Here is an 18,687-nt window from a genome sequence, read left to right on the forward strand (position 1 = left end):
TGATAAAAACCGCCTTCTACACGAGAGGGCGGTTTCTGACAATTAAATACTCTTTGAATACGCCACAAGACGCTGAGACATGTGATTCACTTCATCGACTGCAGCATTTACTTGCTCTGTTAAAGCAGCCTGTGTTTGCGTAAGAGCTGTCATATTCGAGATATTTTCAAGAATTTCATCAATTTGCGTTTTCATTTCCGTCAAGCTAGATTCGATATTCTCCGTTGCATTGGCACTATGAAGCGCCAGCTTACGCACTTCATCTGCAACGACCGAGAATCCTCGTCCCTGCTCACCAGCTCTGGCCGCTTCAATCGCAGCATTTAGACCAAGCAGGTTCGTTTGGTTCGCTACTTCTTTAATCAAGTCAGAAATATTTTTCGTCTCATCTGCACTATTTTTTGCTAGATGGGCAGCAGATGTTGACTGTTCTTGTGCAACAGCCAGCTCCTGCGCTTGATTTGTCACAGAGCTAATGCCTGATACCATTTCGCTGATTGAACTTGAAAGCTGTTCTACTTGTGAAGCCATTTCATCGGCTGTTTTCTCTTTGTTTTTTTCTAACGTGATGTCACGAATGGTTCCAGCCACACGAAGAGGAACACCTTTTTCATCACGAATGGTTTCACCACCGGCATGATACCAGCGATACTCGCCATTTTTACTCTGCAATCTGTAATCAATATCAAATGGTGTGCGTCCAGAGTGATCATTTAAATGATCTGCAAAGGCTTGGAGAGCTTTTTCTTGATCCTCAGGATGCAGGCGGTCGCTCCAGCTGCTTAATACGTTCGGGAAATCCTTTTCGTCCGTAAAACCAAGCGTTTTTCTGAACTGCGGGGACCACCAGAACTCATTGTATGGATTGACTGGATCGCCGGCCTCTACGACCATGTCCCAAGGAGCTTCCACAAGCGCACGGTTGATCAAATCATATCTCGTCACGAATGCTTGCAGTTCTTCTTCTTTTAATTTCTGATCATGAATATCAAAAAGAGCTCCCGCCACACGAAGAGGGACACCATTTCGATCACGAATAGTCGTGCCAGTTGCTTTGAACCAGCGATAATCTCCGTTTTTCAACTTCAAGCGATATTCGATATCATATGGTGTACGTCCCGAATGATCCGATAAATGCGAAGAGAATGCATTTAGGGTATATTCTTGTTCATCCGGATGAATTCGAGATGCCCAGCTGTCTAAAACGTTCGGAAAATCGTGCTCGTTTTGAAAGCCGATCATTTTGCGGAAATCATCCGTCCATGTGAATTCATTTTTTGGATTGACCGGATCTCCAGCGATCACGACCATATCCCATAAACCAACTTGAATGGCTTTTGTCACTAAATTCATACGCATTTGAATATCTTCATTAACTTCCTGCATCTTTTGCAAAGCTTCATTTATTTGGGCTACTGCTTCAATCGTTTGACTTGAAGAGAATGCAGCAGTATCTATTCTTGCTGAAAGGTCTCCCTTCTCAATTCGTTCTACTAATCGACTGCTCTCATTTAAAAGGGTTCCCGACGATGAATCATTTGCTTTTCTCATAAACATCTTTCATAACTCCTTTCATTTCTTCATGCTTTTTTGAAATATTTTACAGTTATAAACAATTCTTTATTAGGACTTTAGTAATACAGTTGATATATCGACAAAAACTGAAAATTGTTTATGTCAGAATGAAGGCAAATGTTCATTTTTTCACGAAGTTTCAGATTTTGGGGATGGGTCATAGAAAGGACTTATGGAAGAAAACGGCTCATTTGATAGAATCAACCGACTTTTTTGTCTGAAAAATCTCTTTTTTTATATTGACACTGACGTCCCGAAAAAAGAAAATGGAACATAAGCATTTTTAAAAAAGGAGAACGTCATGAGCGCGAATCAGGAACAACAAGAATTAAAAAAGCTTTTATCACCGCGTCACATTCGCATGATTGCATTGGGCGGGGTCATTGGTACAGGAATCTTTAAAGGAAGTGCCGATACAATCGGTTTAGCAGGTCCTGGGGTCATCTTTTCCTATGTATTTGCCGGATTATTATTGCTCATCGTGATGGCAGCCTTAGCTGAAATGGCGATTGTCTATCCAGGAAATAACCTTCGCGACCTGATACAGATTGCGCTTGGTCAACGTTTTTCATTTGTCGTCGGCTGGGTTTACTGTTTCATGTGGCTCACTGTGTGTGTCATCGAGATTATTGCGGCAGGCAGCCTGCTTCAATACTGGTTACCGAACGTGCCTCTATGGTCACTATGTTTACTCTGCTCTCTCTTAGTCATCGGAATTAACTTAAATAATGTAAAATACTTTGGTGAAATTGAGTTTTGGTTCGCTGGAATGAAGATTTTCGTTATTATTGTGTTTATTATTCTTGGTGCAGCTCTATTATTTGGGATCATTCCGAACGAACAAAGCACATCTGCACTCACCAACTATCAAAACTTCGTCCCGAACGGATGGGGTGCGATCTTTGCCTCTTTATTAGTTGTTATTTTCTCTTATGGGGGCTCTGAATTGATCGGGCTGACTATTACAGAAACAAAGGATGCCGAAAAGGTCTTGCCTGGTGTTGTTAAAAGTATGATGTGGCGTATTATCTTATTTTACACTTTGCCGATTTTGATCATCTGTGGACTCATTCCTTGGAATCAAATTGATCCAAATAACAGCCCATTTGTTCAAGTCTTTTCAGCAGCCGGTATGCAAGGCGCCTCTCACTTCATTAATTTCGTATTGATTACAGCCGTTCTATCGGCGGCCAATTCTGGCATTTATGGCACGACGAGAATGATGCATTCTCTCTCTAAATCAGATGGCGGTCCGAAAAAACTGGCACAGGTCAATAAAAGAGGCGTACCCATTTTGAGTTTATGGGTGACCGTTCTGTTTCTTCTCATCGGGACATTCTTTGCTTACTTATACCCAGAGCAAATTTTCAGTTATATGCTAGCCATTCCTGGTTTTGCTGTTTCACTCATTTGGATTAGCATTTGCATGGCACATCTGAAACTTCGCCCAAAATATCCACAGGAGCCTTATTTTAAGGTGTGGCTGTTTCCGTATTTGACTTTATTTGCAGGTCTTGTACTAAGTGTGAGTTTTGTGATGTTTCTATTCAGACAAGAAAACTTGCCTAGCTCGATTATCAGCATCGGTTTCTTAGTCGCAGCCATCATCGCTTCATTCTTAATGAAAAAGAAGGCTTAAACGCTAAAACCCGCCAATGAGGCGGGTTTTTTCATGAGCTGCTGTCTTCTGTCACTTCAAAATCAACTGACGCTTTCTGGATGCCATTGATGATGATTGTTAATGTATGGGTTCCTTCATAGTGTTTTCTTGTCGTCATATTTTGAAAAGACTGTGACCTGACGAATTCTCTATGTAACGTTGCGTCTGTTTCAAACTCTGTGATTTTAAATACCTTTTGATTGCGAATCCCCCGAGCTTTGACGTAGTCTATGGCATACTCTACACGCAGCTTTAGCGGCTTATCGGCTTGTAGGGTAAAATGAAATGTCATTTTCTCACCGATCCGAATAGGGTTTTGTATGATCTTCAAATCCGTTACCTGAACGGATGGATCGTCCCCATAGCCAAACAACGCCATAATATCTGGATCTCCTTTTTTGAGTAAAGTACGGGATGCATGTTTAACAATCCAGTTCGTATGTTTGTTGGTTCCATACCAGTTTTGAACTGTCTGTTTCATCAGATCTGGCTGAATTGCAGAGATATCATTTAAATGATTCGCTACACTTTTTTGCACATACCGCGACGGGTCTTCCTTCAAGTTTTCCAAAATGGGCAGCGTGACCGAAGGATTCTTTTTAAGCGAAGGGACAGATAAGCCCCATGGCAGACGCGGTCTGCAGCCTTCACTAGCCAGCCTCCGTAAATGCTCTTCTTGATCCTGAGACCATACGAGCATTTGCGCCAGCATTTTGTCCTGATCTTGAATCAGAAATGGCCGAACGGCAAATTCAGAAGTGGAAAAGGGTGTGAAGAATTCGAGCGCCTTGATCGAGAGGTCCCAGTGTGCAAGGCCGTACGTCTCGACGTAGTCTGGAAATACGAGCGCACTAAGTCCTGAAAAATGCGGGGCTGCCTGACGCAGTACCTCAATTGCCTCCTCATAATCCTCTGGTAGACAGGCATGCATCGATTCAGTGACTCGTCTCATCCGTCCTTTTAACTCAAGCTGCTGCCAATCCTCTTGAAATACGAGCCGCTGGAATGGCTCAGCATCAAATACAGTTGAAGCCTGCGTAAGTTTCTCCGCTAATTCTTGGATAAATAATTCATTGTACACATGTTTTAATGGTTCGATCGTGTCCACCTCCCACATTTCAATATCATTATTTTACCCCAATCTGAAGAAAGTGGTATTAAAAAGAGCCCAATTCCAAAGAACTAGGCTGTTGTTCGCTATATAAACATATTAATGATCATAATAAATGCAATGGCACTAACGGAAATGATCGTCTCCATAGCCGTCCATGTCAAAAACGTCTCTTTAATGGTCATACCAAAATACTCCTTGATCAGCCAAAAACCAGAGTCATTGACGTGAGATAAAATTAATGAACCTGCTCCTGTTGCTAACACAAGCAGCTCCCTGCTCACATCAGGCATAGTTGCAGCAATTGGTGCTACAATACCTGCTGCCGTCATCATGGATACCGTCGCAGATCCTGTTGCCACACGAATCACTGCAGCAATCAGCCAGCTAAGCAAAATCGGTGAAATCGGCGAGTGTTTGGCTAAATCTGCAATATAATCACCGACACCTGAATCAATGAGCACATTATTGAAAGCTCCTCCTGCTCCAATGACAAGCAAGATGGAAGCGATCGGACCTAAGCACTCATTACTAAAGGAAAGCACCCGGTCACGGCTCATTCCTTGCATAAAGCCAAGACTGAAAAATGAATAAACTGTTGCAATCAGCAGTGCTGTTATTGGATCTCCGATGTACTTGAATACCTGGAACCACATATTGTCCTCTGGTAAGATAATGTCCGCCAATGTGGCAAGAAGCATCAGAATCACCGGCACCAATATGGTAAACATCGTATTCGCAAAGCCGGGGAGCCTTCGATCTTCATTTCGTTCAGTGAATTGCTTTCTCAGCATCTCCGGAACGGGTTTATGTATCCGTTTTCCAATCCACTTACCGTACAGCGGGCCAGCAATAATCGCTGTCGGCAATCCCACAATAATAGAGAAGAAAATGGTTTTCCCCACGTTGGCATGATAGATGCCAACGGCTGCCATTGCCGCTGGATGAGGCGGGACTAGCCCATGCACGACAGACAAGCCAGCGATTAACGAGATCCCAATGGTCACGAGCGAGATGCCTGTTTCAATGGCAATTGTAAAAAGTAAAGGAATGAGAAGAACGAAACCGACCTGGAAAAAGACAGGTATCCCCACGATAAAAGCAACAAACATCATTGCCCAATGCACATTTTTCGTCCCAAACCGGCCGATTAAAGTTTGAGCTATTCGCTCTGCTCCCCCTGATTCAGCCATCATTTTCCCAAGCATGGTACCAAGCGCTAGAACAATGGCCAGCAATGATAACGTATTGCCTAATCCCGTTTTAATCGATTGAATGATTTCCTGCAAATCCATCCCCGTTGCAAAGCCCACTAGCATCGAAGTAATAATTAAGCTCACAAATGGATTCAACTTAACGACTGTAATGAGAATGAGTAAAAGGACAATCGCCGCAATCACGATGAATAAAAGCATGTTCTCCCACCTTTTCCCTGATGTTTAACGATTTTGTTTTAATTGCAGCGCACTAATGACATCAAATTCATCCTTCAGTTTGTCGTAGAGGCGCTCATATAAATAAAACAGCTCTATGTAAGTTTCATTGTTCTTCATATTAGGTTCATGACGAGCAGAGATTCGAATCCACTCTTGAACCTCTTCTATCTCTTCCATATGACCTAAACTATAAAGTGCAAGGACAGCCGCCCCCAGTGCTGACGCCTCGTAGCTTTCTGGAACAAGCACTTCTCTACCCATCGTATCCGCTAAAATTTGCCGCCACAGCGGAGATCGTGCAAATCCGCCCGAAGCTCTGACATCCTTTGCTGAACCGGTTAAATCTCTTAAGGCAACACCGATCGAGAAAACACTCATAATGACGCCTTCTAACACAGCTCTAATAAAATGCTCCCGCTTATGCTGAAGACCGATTCCAAAGAAGGTGCCTCTCGCATTTGGATTCCAATAAGGTGCCCGCTCACCTGATAAAAATGGCAGAAACAGCAGACCCTCAGAACCAGCTGGAACCTTTTCCGCGATGTCCATCATCAGATCGTAAGGGTCCACACCTAGACGCTTTGCTACCTCCACCTCTGATGACCCGAATTCATCCTTCAGCCATCTCAGCATGATCCCGCCATTATTGGTCGGTCCTCCTACAACCCAATGCTTATCTGTCAGGGCATAGCAGAACGTTCTTGATTGCTCATCTGTAATTGGTTTGTCTACAACCGTACGGACAGCACCGCTTGTCCCAATCGTAACAGCCACCTCTCCTTTGCCAATCGCGCCCACACCTAAATTCGCTAGAACGCCATCATTCGCACCAATGACAAATGGTGTATCTTCTTTAATGCCCATGCGCAGTGCAATCTCTGGCTGAAGTCCTTTCAGTTGATATGTCGTTGGGACAAGTTCAGATAGTTGACAGGCTTCAATTCCAGCAATACGAAGCGCCTTCTCATCCCATCGAAGCGTTTCCAATTGGAACAGTCCCGTTGCTGAAGCGATTGAATAATCGACGACATACTGACCGAAAAAATGATAAAGAATATATTCTTTGATCGAAATAAATTTTGCTGCCTTCTTGAAGACTTCAGGTGCCATTTCCTTGATCCAACGTATTTTTGAAAGCGGTGACATTGGATGGATCGGTGTACCTGTCCTTTTATAAATGTGGAAGCCATCCATATCTGATTTGATTCGTTTCGCTTGTTCTGCACTTCTGTTATCTGCCCAAATGATACTGTTCGTTAATGTTTTTCCATCCTTATCCATCACAATTAAGGAATGCATCGCTGTGCTTATCCCGATGCCTATAAGATTTTCTTCATCAAATGCTGCTTTCGTCAATGCACCTCTTACACTCGCAATGACGGCTTCTAATATCTTTTCAGGATCCTGTTCAACCCATGCTGGCTGGGGCTGAATGAGCTCATAAGGAACTGAATGCTTCGCTAATACCTTCCCCTGAGGTCCAAACAGAACCGCCTTTGTACTTGTTGTTCCAATATCCAAACCAATTACCGCCTGGTTCCCCTTCATCTGTATCACGCCCAATCATTGATTTGAAGTCACATATGTAGTTTTTGAATTGCCTGTTAGATCCCATTATAAAAATATTTTTTTCGACATTCAACGACCGAAAAGAAAATTATTTTCAATAAAAAGCTCACAATCGTTACCACATCAGCATTTTTCATTATCAGAAAAATTTATTTTTGGAATCATTACACCCTTTTTTGTGAAATGGTTTCTCGCATTTGCTTTAAATTTGTTATTGTTTCCTGCTGCCTTAAGTGAGCAAGTGCAAAATATAGAACGTCAATGACCGTCAGCTGCGCAAGTCTTGCGGACATCGCTTCTGTTCGAAAAGCCGTTTCTTGTGTCGCAGTATACAACGTGACATCTGCAAGCTGACTCAATGGTGAGCGCTGATAGCTTGTAATACCGATGGTTTTAGCTCCTTTACTCTTTGCTGTTTTCATCGCATCGAGCAAATCTTTATTTCGTCCAGAATGAGATATACCGATCACTGTACTGTGCTGATCAAGAAGACCAGCAGACATCGCTTGAAAGTGAGAATCTGTGTGAACAATACAGTTGATGCCTGTCCTCATAAATTTATGAAAAGCGTCTGTCGCAATGAGCCCAGATCCACCACTTCCATAAAACTCTAAGCGTTTTGCTTCATGAATGATTTGTATGGCTTTTTCTACATCCTCTGGATTCAACAATTGAAAGCTATCCTTTAAAGCGGATATATTCGTCTGAAAAACCTTTTGCATAAAAATAGCCATATCATCATCAAGACTCATTTCTTCATCTACATAATTAGGCTTTGTTTGGTCTATTTCCTGGGCAATAGCAATCTTCAAATCTTGAAAGCCCTCAAATCCAAGCCTTTTACAAAGACGAAAAATCGTTGCCTCTGAGCTTGCAGTTTTTTTCGCAAGCTCGACAATAGATAAATGGATGATGTCGCGGGGCTCACTCGTAATATGCTCTGCAATTGCTTTCAGCTTTGGCGGCAATCCCCTGCTTGCTGCTCGTATTTTTTCAATACTACTTAAACTAACAGAAGCCAATTGACTTCACTCCTCCCTTATTCATGTGAACGCATACATTTCCTCATGTTCCCATCTTATAAAAAAGAAGCCTGTTTGCACAGACTTCTTTTTTAAGCGTTCATTGTTTTGATCAATAAATCAAAGAAAGCGTCAGCATTTACATCCGTACACACTTGAACGTTGCGCTCTTTCTCCCATTGATGCTGAAAATCACAGATCATCTGTCCATCACAAAACTCACTCTTCGTCTCGACGTCCACATGAAAAGCCTGTGTGCTCACGAGCTGCTTGTCAATGGCAAGACTGACAGCAAGCGGATCATGCATGGCACACGCCCACACACCATTGCGCTCAAAATAGCGCTGACGATAAATGCTTGTACTCTCTCTAATATAATGGGCCAACGTTTCATTCTGAATCGCATCAATTCTTTCATCCGTAAGCAAGACCTGTCTCGTGACATCTAATCCCACTTGAGTCAATGAAGGGAACCCTGCATCCAGCACTAACTTTGCCGCTTCTGGGTCTGCATATGTATTAAATTCCGCTACCGGCGTGACATTCCCCTGACCCTCAACGACACCACCCATAAAAATGACTTCTTTCACGTGATGAATCAGCTCAGGACACTTTTTCACTGCAAGGGCTAAATTCGTTAAAGGTCCTGTCAACACAAGCGTAACCTGCTTCGAATACTGCATCACCCGGTCGATGATAAAATCAGGCGCAAAACCAGCATCTGCTTTTTTCATAGGCTGAGCATCCTTTAAAGCACCGCCAATCCCATCCTCTCCGTGAACCCGATGTTCATAATGGGGCTCTCTTAAAAGAGGGGTTGCTGCACCTTTGATGACAGGAATATCATCTGCCTCAACCAGCTCAAGCACTTTACACGTATTCAATGTAGCCGCATCGACAGACACATTCCCACACACCGTTGTAATCCCCAAAATATCAAACTGCTGACTTTTCACCGCCAGCAAAATCCCAATCGCATCATCGATTCCAGTATCTACGTCCAAGATCAATTTCTTAGTATTTGGCATGGGTGAAATCTCTCCCTTATTTGAAAGTGTTGTTAGGGGAATGATAGCATATACCTTTTCAACGATTTGGAGATAATCAGAAGTTGAACACTTGTAATTACTCCTTTTCTCCGATGTCTTTGAGATACTGTTCGCGTTCTTTTTTAGATAAACTATTCAGATAGTCTTCTTTCACTTGAGGATTAAAATCATCCCAGTTCTCAAAACGATCTCCTAGTTCTGCTGAATAACTCATTGAACCGATTTTTTTTGTTCTATACTTTAATGAAGCGGAGAACTCGTACTTTTCTGGCTCACCATTTATATATCCTCTAATTACGATGTAGCCCATTGGATCAATAGTTACCCTCTTCTTAAACGTTATGGTCTTAATAAATTGATGGATGTCTTCTTTGCGTAAAAATTCTTCTATTTTAGGCTTCATTTTTTCTGCGAGCTCTTCTGCTTTTTCTTGATCGCTCTTTTCTTTTACCACATCATTTGATTTACTTTGCTTATTGTGCTGAGTGATTAACGAAGTCACTGAGACAATGCTGATAACGACCAAAACAGATACAAGTTTTATTGTGTTTTTCATGTCTACCATTGCCACCTTCTTAATAATGAAAAATAAAAAACAGGTAGGTGATTACCTGTTTTATTATTTATCTCCAATATCCTTAAGATACTGTTCTCGTTCCTTTTCAGAGAGTCTTTTAAGATAGTTTTCCTTTAATTCTGGTTCATCTTTAAATTTATCCCAATCTTTAAAACGATATGACAACTCAGGATCATAACTCATTGAACCTATTTTTTTAGCTCTATATTGTAAAGAAGCTGAAAATCCGTACTTCTCCGGTTCATTATTTATATAGCCATCGATTATAATATCCCCCATAGGATTGATGGTCACATCTTTTTCAAACGTTATGGTTTTGATAAAGTTATGAATATCTCTTTTGTGCAAGTGCTCTTCAACCTTAGGCTTCATCTTCTCTGCAAAATCTTCTGCTATTTCTTGATCGTTCTTCTCTTCCGCTATTTCCTCTGACACACTATGATCAATATACTCAACAACAAAGGCAGTAACTGAGATGATGACAACCACAATAATGATAGATAGTTTCATTACGTTTCTCATATAAGACAAACCCCCTTAGTGAACTTAATCAGCCTTGACAAAATAAAAACAGGTAAGCTAGTACCTGTTTTACTCTTTTTCACCAACATCTTTCAGATATTGTTCGCGTTCCTTTTTGGGAAGACTTTTCAGGAAATTTTCTTTTAATTCTGGTTCATCTTTATATTTTTCCCAGTCCCTGAATCGAATTGATAACTCGTATGAATAACTCATTGAACCTATCTTTTTAGACCTATATTGTAGGGATGCTGAAAAATTGTACTTTACCGGCTCATCATTCACATACCCGTTAATAACAATATCCCCCATGGGATTAATAGTCACATCTTTTTCGAACGTAATAGATTTTATAAAGTTGTGAATGTCCATTTTATGTAAATCTTCTTCGATTTTTGGTTTCATCTTCTCTGCAAACTCTTCTGCTTTTTCTTGATCGCTTTTTTCTTGCACGGTATTTCCTCCCCCTGAATCATTTTCCTTTTTTTGCTTTTCATTTTGAAAAATAAGTAAAAGTATTGCTATGACAATTATGAGAATTAAAAAACACAGAATTTTAATTGTATTTTTCATTAGTAATAATATCCACCTTTTTTGTGATAATAGATTTAATTTTTTATATTAACTCTCATCAATAATAGATATTTATACTACCATATAATATAATGATTAAAGATAAATATAACAGGAGTGTAAATATAACCCATGAAGTCATCTGGTATTAATTTAACTGACAAAGATTTCAAAGATATATCTTCAAAATCTTATGATATACAGAATTATAACGATTTTAAACAAATAAAATTAAATAATGATAGACTCATGTACGTCGTTGACCATAAAGAAACAGAAAAAGGACTCAATGCCTTAACTCTTGTTTCTGAAGAAGAATTCATTAGATCAAATGAAGGAAGAGACCTCACCAAAATCAAAAACGCCGTCATCGCCTACCGCGGGTCAGAACCGATTGGCGCAGGCCAATATAAAGATACCATTAAAAAACATGGAAAAAAAGAGTCAGATGATCTTCTTTCTACCATTTTGACAAAGCTGCCTCCTTTTAGTCGGTCGAAGGCTTCACAGGAAGTGACGACTAAGATGACAACAGGCACAACCACCTATACAAATGAAATTGTTCAAGATTGGATGGTTTCGGATACAAAGTATCTGATTAAAAATATTCCCTTTGAACATGGCGCAGAGAATCAAATGGTTCAAGCAGATCGGTATGCGAAAGAAATACATAAGAAAATGCCAAATGCCAAGATGTATGTGACAGGGCATTCACTTGGCGGGTCGAATGCGTCCTATGTTCTTGTTAAAAATGATTTTATTAAAGGCGGGGTCACCTTTGAGAATCCGAATATTTACCCCAATCTATCGGATGGCCTCCAAGCCAAAGCATTAAAAGGTGATTACCGCAGTAGATTAACAGAATATATCAATCTCAATGACGGGCTTTCTCTTTTAAATCGACATACGACAGAAATCGGTCGTGTGAAAGTGATGTATGATGCCGCTTTACCTGAAGGCGTCGATTACTCCGAGGACTCCTCCAAAGCCGTCCAATTCATGAAAGATCTCCTCAATCGGGCAATGAGTGTGAATCCTTCACTGGATGCGAATTTATTCCTTGAAGCCCTTGCTGGCAGCCATGGCTTAGATCGGTATGCCTTTTCATCAGATGGCTCCGTTGAAACCATTGATGATATGTTGAGAAAAAACCCTTCTCTCACTGCCGCCATGTTACATCAATTGAGTCAGTCGAATGTTCACCCGCAAAGTGTGGTGGCGATTTTAATCAAGTCGCATGTTCTCATGAACACAGGTCGTAAATTCTCGACATATGCCGAGCACCATATGCAGCAAATCATTCGCAAAATCGAGAAACTCGATGACAAAGTGGATCAATCGGTAGAACGAGTTCGTTCGAGATACAAACAAATTGTCGGTTTTGGTTCGTATGACCAGCTGACGGCATCAGATGTGGATGCTGTAATTCGCCACTTAAAAACAGAGGGACTTGAGAATGAGTTCTATTCCGTCAAAGAGTATGATACAGCGATTGATAGCGCGATGAATATAAAAAGGTGGCTGGACTCAATATCAGATGATATGAGCCAGCTAGGGAAAGAATACCATGATGCAGATACAGCCCTGGCAAAGAATATGGGCATTTCTTAAGGAGAACGAGGAATGGAATTTTCAAAGAAACAACCAACAGATGCAGACCGTTTCTTGCAACGAATGACAGATACGCATACATCAAGCTCCGTCTTTTCTCAAACAAACTTTCGCACTGAAGACATGACACCAGCAGAGCTGGCTGCTTTGAAAGCAAAGATCAAAGAAGAGCAGAAAACAGCGCTAATCAGAGCCATCCGGCATCAGCTTCAACATGAATTTGCAGAAGACCGCCAAGAAGCGGGAAAAATTTTAGATCTAATTGATGAGCTTCAGATCAAAGTGTATAAACATCAAAAGCGCATCCATACGCATATGTCAGGACAAGCCATTGACGCCTTAACAGAGAAAATCGAGCAAAGACTCAAGTTTTACGAACTGAAAGAAGATGTTCAATCCGCCATCGACTCGATTGGCATTTAGATGAACCTTCCGTCCGATGAATCTTTTCCTCGTCTCACTCGTATATACTAAAAGAGTGATTGATTTGAAAGGAGATCTGTTTGTGGGATATATTTTGTTGTTTTCGGTTGTGATCGGTCTTGTCTTGACCCTCTTGCTCACACCACTCAAGTTGATCGTTAGAAAGAAAGGGACAGAACAGCAGGTTCCGCTAATGTGGATTGCAGGCCTTGCTTTGCTGTTCATGGTCGGTATTTTTGTTTTCTATTATATGACCAATTTGGATCGTAATCCTTCATCCCTCTGGTTGATTGGACTTGTTGTGACAGCAGCAGGCGCCTTTTTATCAGTTGGATTGGAGCGTAAGATCAAAGGCGTGCTGTTTCTTATTCTCTTACTGCTCGGCATTTATATGGCGACAGCTTTTCTATTCAATGCGAATGAGAAATTTGATGTCTCCAAAATGGATCAAAAGGTCGAAATCAAAGCGTTTGATGAGACGGAAACACCTGCGAGTGTCCCGCCTCAATTTGCTCGGAACAAAATGAAGAAATCGTTCGGACAGGTTCCGAACACAAGTTACTATGAGCTTGGCAGCCTGCAAATCCAGAAGGTCAACGGTGAGTATGTGTACATCGCCCCAGTGGAATTCTCGGATTTCTTTAAATGGATTCGTTCAGGGAGTACGCCGGGTTACTTTACATTAAGTGCGACCGACTCATCTGCCAATCCAAAGTTTGTGAAAACAGAGATGGTTTACACACCTTCCTCTTATTTCAACAAAGAAATTGAACGTCATATTCGCCTTCAATACCCTGATTTGATTTTCTACGGCGACACACAGCTGGAAATCAATGATGATGGAAAGCCTTATTACATTCGCACGTATGGCGATTTTATCTCTGCCCGAAACGGCTTTAAAGCTTCCGGTGTGGTCGTTGTTGATGCCAAAACAGGTGCAACGAAGAAATATGCTCTAGATCAAGTACCTACTTTTATTGATGGGGCTGTTTCACCAGAAGCGGTCAGTCTGCAAAACAGTTATTTCGGAAACTATATTCACGGTTTCTGGAACAGTATGTTTGGAAAATCAGATGTGAAGCTGCCTTCAGATGAAGGAACAGAAGCCAATGTGAGTCCGGTGTTTGATGCAAAAGGAGATATGTACTACTTCACAGATTTCACAAGTCCGAAAGAGGGCGTTGATTCGATGCTTGGATATGCCCTGACAAATGCCCGAACAGGAAAAGCGACTTATTATACCGGTAATCTTGAAGCGTCCTATATGGATTCTCAAGGCGCTCTGCAAATTATCGAGAAACGTTTCATCGAGAAGAAATGGAAAGGTCGCATGCCGATTCTGTATAATTTCTATGGAGAAGCCAGCTGGCTCACGCCGGTTCTCGATTCAAATGGATTCCTGCAAAACTACTTTATCGTGTCTGCAGCCAATCCTGAAATCGCTGCGTACGCTTCTACACCAAACGAAGCACTGAGAGCCTATAAGACAGCTCTGCAAAAAGGCGGCGGTACCGTTAACAGTTCCTCTAAGCAGGAAAAGAAAGAAACGACAGGGAAAGTCAAACGAGTCTACAAAGAAAAGACCGGTGATTATACAACCGTTACCTTCCTGCTAGACGATGGGAAAAGCTACACCATGTCATCTGAAAAAGAACCTCTCGTCATTTATTTAAAAGAAGGCGATCAGGTCACCATGAAATACACAGATACGGGTGAAATCTTCCTTCCAGTTGATGAGATCAACATTAAAGGGTTATAAAAAAGATGCTTCTCCTACTGAGGAGAAGCATCTTTTCAGATTATTGACAAAGGGCTAAAATGATCTTGATTTTAGCCCTTTGTCTTCTTTTCAGCGTGATAGAAAACCTTTGCAGTCTAGGAAGGGCGAGTACCGGAGCGGAGCGAATTGGACATTCGTGAGCACCGGAGCGAAGACCTGACACCGAATGCGAGGGTTTGTCTACACGCTGAGATGCTTCTCCTACTGAGGAGAAGCGTCTTTTCTCTCTTTCCTTAACAATTCAACAAGCAATTCCTTATTTTTATTTCCCCCTGTCATGGGTGACTCGACATAGGAGAATTTACGTTTGAAATCCATTCCCCTCACAGAAATGACAGCCAATTCACCGCCAATGCTGCCTCGTTGGAGGACATATTTAGATAAAACAGAAAGCCCCATTCCATGAATCACAGCCTCTTTAATCGCCTGATTGCTGCTAAACGTCACAAATGTCCGTGCTTTCAGTCCATTTGATTTCAGGACGTGCTGTAAGTATTCCCCGGTACCTGATCCCTCTTCTCTTGTGATCCATGTTTCGTTTTGCAGTTGATCAATCGTGACATCCTTTTTCTTAGCAAAGGGGTGATCTAATGGCGCGACGATATAGAGCTCGTCTTCTAGAAAAGTTTCTACTGTCAGTTCTTTGTCATTCGTCTGTCCTTCGATCAAACCGATGTCGACATGGAATAAGCGGACATGACTGGCGATCGCCTCTGTGTTATCAATGACCACCTCAATGTCCACATGCGGATAGAGCTGATGAAACTCTGCCAATATTTGCGGCAGCACGTACTCTCCAATGGTAAAACTCGCCCCGATTGTCAGCTTCCCTCTTGCCAGATGATGATGCTCATAAATATCCTGCTTCGCCTGTTCATATAAACGAATGATTTGTTTTGATCGATGGTACAGCATATCCCCAGTTGGTGTAACAGTTAATTGCTTTGGCGAACGATTGAGCAGAACGGTCTGGAATTCCTGCTCCAAGTTCTTAATATGAAGACTGACACTCGGCTGAGAAATCCGCAGCTTTTGGGCTGCCTTTGTAAAGTTTTTCTCTTCCACAACTGTCACAAATATCTTCAGTGCATCGTAATACATCGGTCCCTCTCCTATCAGAAATCTTAATCCAAAACCTTTCTTATATATATCTTACTAATTCCTTCCCAGTGCGTAAAGAAGCGCTTAACTGAAAACAATTTAATAAAAATATTTACTAATTTTTTTAAAGACTCTATACTAGAAGGAGATATTTTCTATAGGAGGTGCTGATTTGGCAGCTAAAATAAAGGACATTGCTGAAAAAGCCGGATTATCCATTGCGACTGTATCTCGCGTACTGAACCAAGACCCCAACCTATCTGTCACGGATCAAACACGCGAGAAAGTATACGCCGCCGCTGAAGCTTTGTCCTATCAAAAGAAAACATTCAAACATTCATTAAAAAAAATCGCCTTTCTCTATTGGATGACCGAAAAGGAAGAGCTTGAAGATATTTATTTTAAATCCATCCGTCTGGGCATCGAGGAACTTACGAATACTCGGAGTTTAAATGTCACCGCTTACAATCCATCTGATGGGCTTCACTCCATTGATCCTTCTACAGAAGGGATCATTGCCATCGGCCGATTTAAAACGTCAGAGCTTGACCAATTATATGAGATCACCCAGCATATCGTTTTTATTGATACGTCACCAGATGAAGACCGTATTGATTCTGTAAAGCCAAACCTGAAACGAATTGTTGAAAAGATCATCGGATCTTTTATTGAAAAAGAACACACATCCATTGGATTCATTGGCGGCACAGACCTAGATCTGAATACGAATATGCATATTCCAGATATTCGAGAAACGACTTTCCGTGAATATATGATGGCTCACAATGTCCTTGATGAACGATTTGTCTATGTCGGTCACCATTTCTCAGTAGATGAAGGTTATGCGCTGATGATGAAGGCGATTGATGAGCTTGGTGATGACCTGCCTTCCGCTTTTTGTGTCGCTAGTGATCCTCTTGCCATCGGCTGCTTACAAGCATTAAACGAGCGCGGATTTTCTCTGCCGAACCGCGTGAGCGTCTTTAGTATCAACGATATTCATGTTTCTCAATATGTGTCACCACCGCTCACCACGTATCATATCCACACGTCTTTACTTTGTGAAACAGCAGTTGATTTACTGTTAGAAAGACTTGTAGACGGCAGAACATTACCGAAAACTGTGCTGATTGCCTCAGAACCTGTCTTTCGAAAAAGTACAATCTAAACAACCGGAAGCCCCATCCAATGTGGAGGGCTTCTTTTCTCTCTACACCAGTAAAAAATTTTACTTAATAAATTTAATAAAATATGTTTACTTTTTTTACTCAAGTTGATATTCTCACATTAAGAAAGCGTTTTCTTATCATCTGTGAAAAAAGAACGAGAGGGGATTACCAATGAAAAAGGGAAAATGGGCGACATTATCAGCAGTCGTTGGGACTGCTGTGCTTCTGCTTTCAGCTTGCGGACCGGGAGATGACAATTCAAGCGGAACACAGCCAGCATCTACAGGTACAAAGACCTTACTAGTGTGGGAGGATGTCAAAAAAACTGAGGGGATTCAAGACGCTGTAAAAGAATTCGAAAAACAACATGATGTGAAAATCAAAGTGGTCGAAAAAGCTTATGCCGACCAAATCGAAGCTCTCCGTCTAGATGGAGCAGCTGGGACAGGTCCAGACGTCATCACGATGCCTCACAATCAAATTGGATCAGCTGTCACTGAGGGGCTATTACAGGAAATCAAGCCAGATCAAAAAGTGATCAACTCCTTCACAGACGAATCGATTCAATCACAAACGGTAGATGGAAAACTGTATGGTCTGCCAAAATCCGTTGAAACCACTGTCCTTTTTTATAACAAAGATCTTGTCAAAAAGGCACCAACGACACTTGATGGCTGGTATGATCTTTCGAAAAAGCTGACAAAAGACGGAAAGTACGGTTTTGTTGCGAAATGGGATGAAATTTACTACGCACAAAGTGTTTTAGGCGGATCTGGAGGCTATATTTTCAAGCAGAAAAATGATGGCTCTTATGATGTCAATGACATTGGTCTGAACAATGATGGCGCCATCCAAGGCGGAGAATACATTCAAAAATTCTTTAGCGAAGGACTTTTCCCGAAAGGCATCATTGGTGAACAAGGAATCAATGTCCTCAACTCCTTATTTACAGAGAAAAAAGCAGCAGCCGTCATTTCTGGTCCTTGGTCATTTGGTCCATATAAAGAGGCGGGTATTGACTATGGTGTGGCCGAGCTGCCAACACTCCCTAACGGAAAACATATGAGCTCATTTTTAGGTGTAAAAAGCTACAACGTCTCCTCTTATTCTAAAAATAAAGAACTTGCTGAGAAATTTGTTGAATTTATCACGAACGAAAAAAATTCAAAGAAGCGCTTTGAATTAACAGAGGAAATTCCACCAGTGAAAAAACTGATGAAAGATCCAATCATTACGGAAAACGCAAATGCGGATGCTGTTTCTAAACAAACGAAATACGCCACACTGACACCGAACAATCCTGAAATGGAAGAGGTGTGGAAGCCGATTGATAGTGCATTAGGTCTCATTGCAACTGGTCGTACAGATGTGAAAAAGGCACTTGATGATGCGGTCAATCAAATCGACTCTCAAATTAAAGCAAATCACTCCAAATAACCATCAAATGCGGGTAGTCTATCAAACTGCCCGTAGTTGATCTAATTTTATATGAAGTAGGTGTTAGACGTGACG

At 41.4% G+C, this 18,687-nt stretch carries 16 protein-coding genes; 6 read left to right on the forward strand and 10 right to left on the reverse strand.

Annotated elements, in window-relative coordinates:
- Positions 1-42 precede the first annotated feature (42 nt).
- Positions 43-1,557 carry a methyl-accepting chemotaxis protein gene (locus tag MHB79_RS18250; RefSeq protein WP_137054160.1) on the reverse strand — a complete coding sequence of 505 codons (1,515 nt, stop codon included), beginning with the start codon at positions 1,555-1,557 and terminating at the stop codon, positions 43-45.
- A 319-nt stretch (positions 1,558-1,876) separates the two neighbouring features.
- Here MHB79_RS18250 and MHB79_RS18255 point away from each other — a divergent pair, with 319 nt between their 5' ends.
- A complete protein-coding gene (locus MHB79_RS18255) occupies positions 1,877-3,214 on the forward strand; it encodes an amino acid permease (protein WP_050944589.1) in 1,338 nt (445 codons plus the stop codon).
- A gap of 31 nt (positions 3,215-3,245) precedes the next feature.
- Here MHB79_RS18255 and MHB79_RS18260 read toward each other — a convergent pair whose 3' ends face one another.
- The 8 genes from MHB79_RS18260 to MHB79_RS18295 form a co-directional block, all read right to left on the reverse strand.
- On the reverse strand, positions 3,246-4,352 hold the full coding sequence (locus tag MHB79_RS18260) for a DNA alkylation repair protein (protein WP_322000023.1): 1,107 nt from the start codon (positions 4,350-4,352) through the stop codon (positions 3,246-3,248).
- Positions 4,353-4,432: 80 nt separating this feature from the next.
- Complete coding sequence (locus tag MHB79_RS18265; protein WP_003214692.1) at positions 4,433-5,761, reverse strand: GntP family permease; 1,329 nt, start codon at positions 5,759-5,761, stop codon at positions 4,433-4,435.
- A 24-nt stretch (positions 5,762-5,785) separates the two neighbouring features.
- Positions 5,786-7,330, reverse strand: a complete 1,545-nt coding sequence (gntK, locus tag MHB79_RS18270; RefSeq protein WP_253622001.1) for a gluconokinase — start codon at positions 7,328-7,330, stop codon at positions 5,786-5,788.
- A 185-nt stretch (positions 7,331-7,515) separates the two neighbouring features.
- The gene (locus MHB79_RS18275; protein WP_044140358.1) at positions 7,516-8,373 is read right to left on the reverse strand and encodes a MurR/RpiR family transcriptional regulator; all 858 of its coding nucleotides are present in this window, start codon (positions 8,371-8,373) and stop codon (positions 7,516-7,518) included.
- A 92-nt stretch (positions 8,374-8,465) separates the two neighbouring features.
- Positions 8,466-9,401: a nucleoside hydrolase gene (locus MHB79_RS18280; RefSeq protein ID WP_340866621.1), complete on the reverse strand. Its 936-nt coding sequence runs from the start codon at positions 9,399-9,401 to the stop codon at positions 8,466-8,468.
- Positions 9,402-9,498: 97 nt separating this feature from the next.
- Positions 9,499-9,978, reverse strand: coding sequence for a DUF1433 domain-containing protein (locus tag MHB79_RS18285; RefSeq protein ID WP_340866622.1), 480 nt, complete (start codon positions 9,976-9,978; stop codon positions 9,499-9,501).
- A gap of 63 nt (positions 9,979-10,041) precedes the next feature.
- Entirely contained in the window at positions 10,042-10,521 is a 480-nt protein-coding gene (locus MHB79_RS18290; protein WP_340990451.1) for a DUF1433 domain-containing protein, read from the reverse strand.
- A 69-nt stretch (positions 10,522-10,590) separates the two neighbouring features.
- Positions 10,591-11,091 (reverse strand): DUF1433 domain-containing protein, encoded by a 501-nt coding sequence (locus MHB79_RS18295; RefSeq protein WP_251190602.1) that lies wholly within the window; start codon positions 11,089-11,091, stop codon positions 10,591-10,593.
- Between the two features lie 132 nt (positions 11,092-11,223).
- Between MHB79_RS18295 and MHB79_RS18300 the strand changes: the two genes are divergently transcribed.
- From MHB79_RS18300 to MHB79_RS18310, 3 genes are all read left to right on the forward strand, one after another.
- The gene (locus tag MHB79_RS18300) at positions 11,224-12,702 is read left to right on the forward strand and encodes a lipase family protein (RefSeq protein ID WP_340990452.1); all 1,479 of its coding nucleotides are present in this window, start codon (positions 11,224-11,226) and stop codon (positions 12,700-12,702) included.
- Positions 12,703-12,714: 12 nt separating this feature from the next.
- A complete protein-coding gene (locus MHB79_RS18305) occupies positions 12,715-13,125 on the forward strand; it encodes a hypothetical protein (RefSeq protein WP_226804492.1) in 411 nt (136 codons plus the stop codon).
- Positions 13,126-13,207: 82 nt separating this feature from the next.
- Positions 13,208-14,884: a hypothetical protein gene (locus MHB79_RS18310; protein ID WP_340990456.1), complete on the forward strand. Its 1,677-nt coding sequence runs from the start codon at positions 13,208-13,210 to the stop codon at positions 14,882-14,884.
- A 222-nt stretch (positions 14,885-15,106) separates the two neighbouring features.
- Here the strand turns inward: MHB79_RS18310 and MHB79_RS18315 are convergent, their stop codons facing one another.
- Entirely contained in the window at positions 15,107-16,006 is a 900-nt protein-coding gene (locus MHB79_RS18315) for a LysR family transcriptional regulator (protein ID WP_340990458.1), read from the reverse strand.
- Positions 16,007-16,178: 172 nt separating this feature from the next.
- On the opposite strand from MHB79_RS18315, the gene MHB79_RS18320 reads away from it, so the two are divergent.
- Together MHB79_RS18320 and MHB79_RS18325 are read left to right on the forward strand one after the other, a co-directional pair.
- On the forward strand, positions 16,179-17,174 hold the full coding sequence (locus MHB79_RS18320) for a LacI family DNA-binding transcriptional regulator (protein WP_310425133.1): 996 nt from the start codon (positions 16,179-16,181) through the stop codon (positions 17,172-17,174).
- A 172-nt stretch (positions 17,175-17,346) separates the two neighbouring features.
- Complete coding sequence (locus MHB79_RS18325; protein WP_327839451.1) at positions 17,347-18,612, forward strand: extracellular solute-binding protein; 1,266 nt, start codon at positions 17,347-17,349, stop codon at positions 18,610-18,612.
- Positions 18,613-18,687: the final 75 nt, after the last annotated feature.

Source organism: Bacillus sp. FSL M7-0558, assembly GCF_038003245.1.
Lineage (GTDB): Bacteria > Bacillota > Bacilli > Bacillales > Bacillaceae > Bacillus > Bacillus pumilus.

Coding starts and splice junctions, on each gene's coding strand:
- MHB79_RS18290 (WP_340990451.1), bottom strand. CDS start 10,521: ATGAGAAACGTAATGAAACTATCTATCATTATTGTGGTTGTCATCATC.
- MHB79_RS18325 (WP_327839451.1), top strand. CDS start 17,347: ATGAAAAAGGGAAAATGGGCGACATTATCAGCAGTCGTTGGGACTGCT.
- MHB79_RS18300 (WP_340990452.1), top strand. CDS start 11,224: ATGAAGTCATCTGGTATTAATTTAACTGACAAAGATTTCAAAGATATA.
- MHB79_RS18315 (WP_340990458.1), bottom strand. CDS start 16,006: ATGTATTACGATGCACTGAAGATATTTGTGACAGTTGTGGAAGAGAAA.
- MHB79_RS18260 (WP_322000023.1), bottom strand. CDS start 4,352: ATGTGGGAGGTGGACACGATCGAACCATTAAAACATGTGTACAATGAA.
- MHB79_RS18280 (WP_340866621.1), bottom strand. CDS start 9,401: ATGCCAAATACTAAGAAATTGATCTTGGACGTAGATACTGGAATCGAT.
- MHB79_RS18295 (WP_251190602.1), bottom strand. CDS start 11,091: ATGAAAAATACAATTAAAATTCTGTGTTTTTTAATTCTCATAATTGTC.
- MHB79_RS18285 (WP_340866622.1), bottom strand. CDS start 9,978: ATGAAAAACACAATAAAACTTGTATCTGTTTTGGTCGTTATCAGCATT.
- MHB79_RS18250 (WP_137054160.1), bottom strand. CDS start 1,557: ATGTTTATGAGAAAAGCAAATGATTCATCGTCGGGAACCCTTTTAAAT.
- MHB79_RS18255 (WP_050944589.1), top strand. CDS start 1,877: ATGAGCGCGAATCAGGAACAACAAGAATTAAAAAAGCTTTTATCACCG.
- MHB79_RS18265 (WP_003214692.1), bottom strand. CDS start 5,761: ATGCTTTTATTCATCGTGATTGCGGCGATTGTCCTTTTACTCATTCTC.
- MHB79_RS18305 (WP_226804492.1), top strand. CDS start 12,715: ATGGAATTTTCAAAGAAACAACCAACAGATGCAGACCGTTTCTTGCAA.
- gntK (WP_253622001.1), bottom strand. CDS start 7,330: ATGAAGGGGAACCAGGCGGTAATTGGTTTGGATATTGGAACAACAAGT.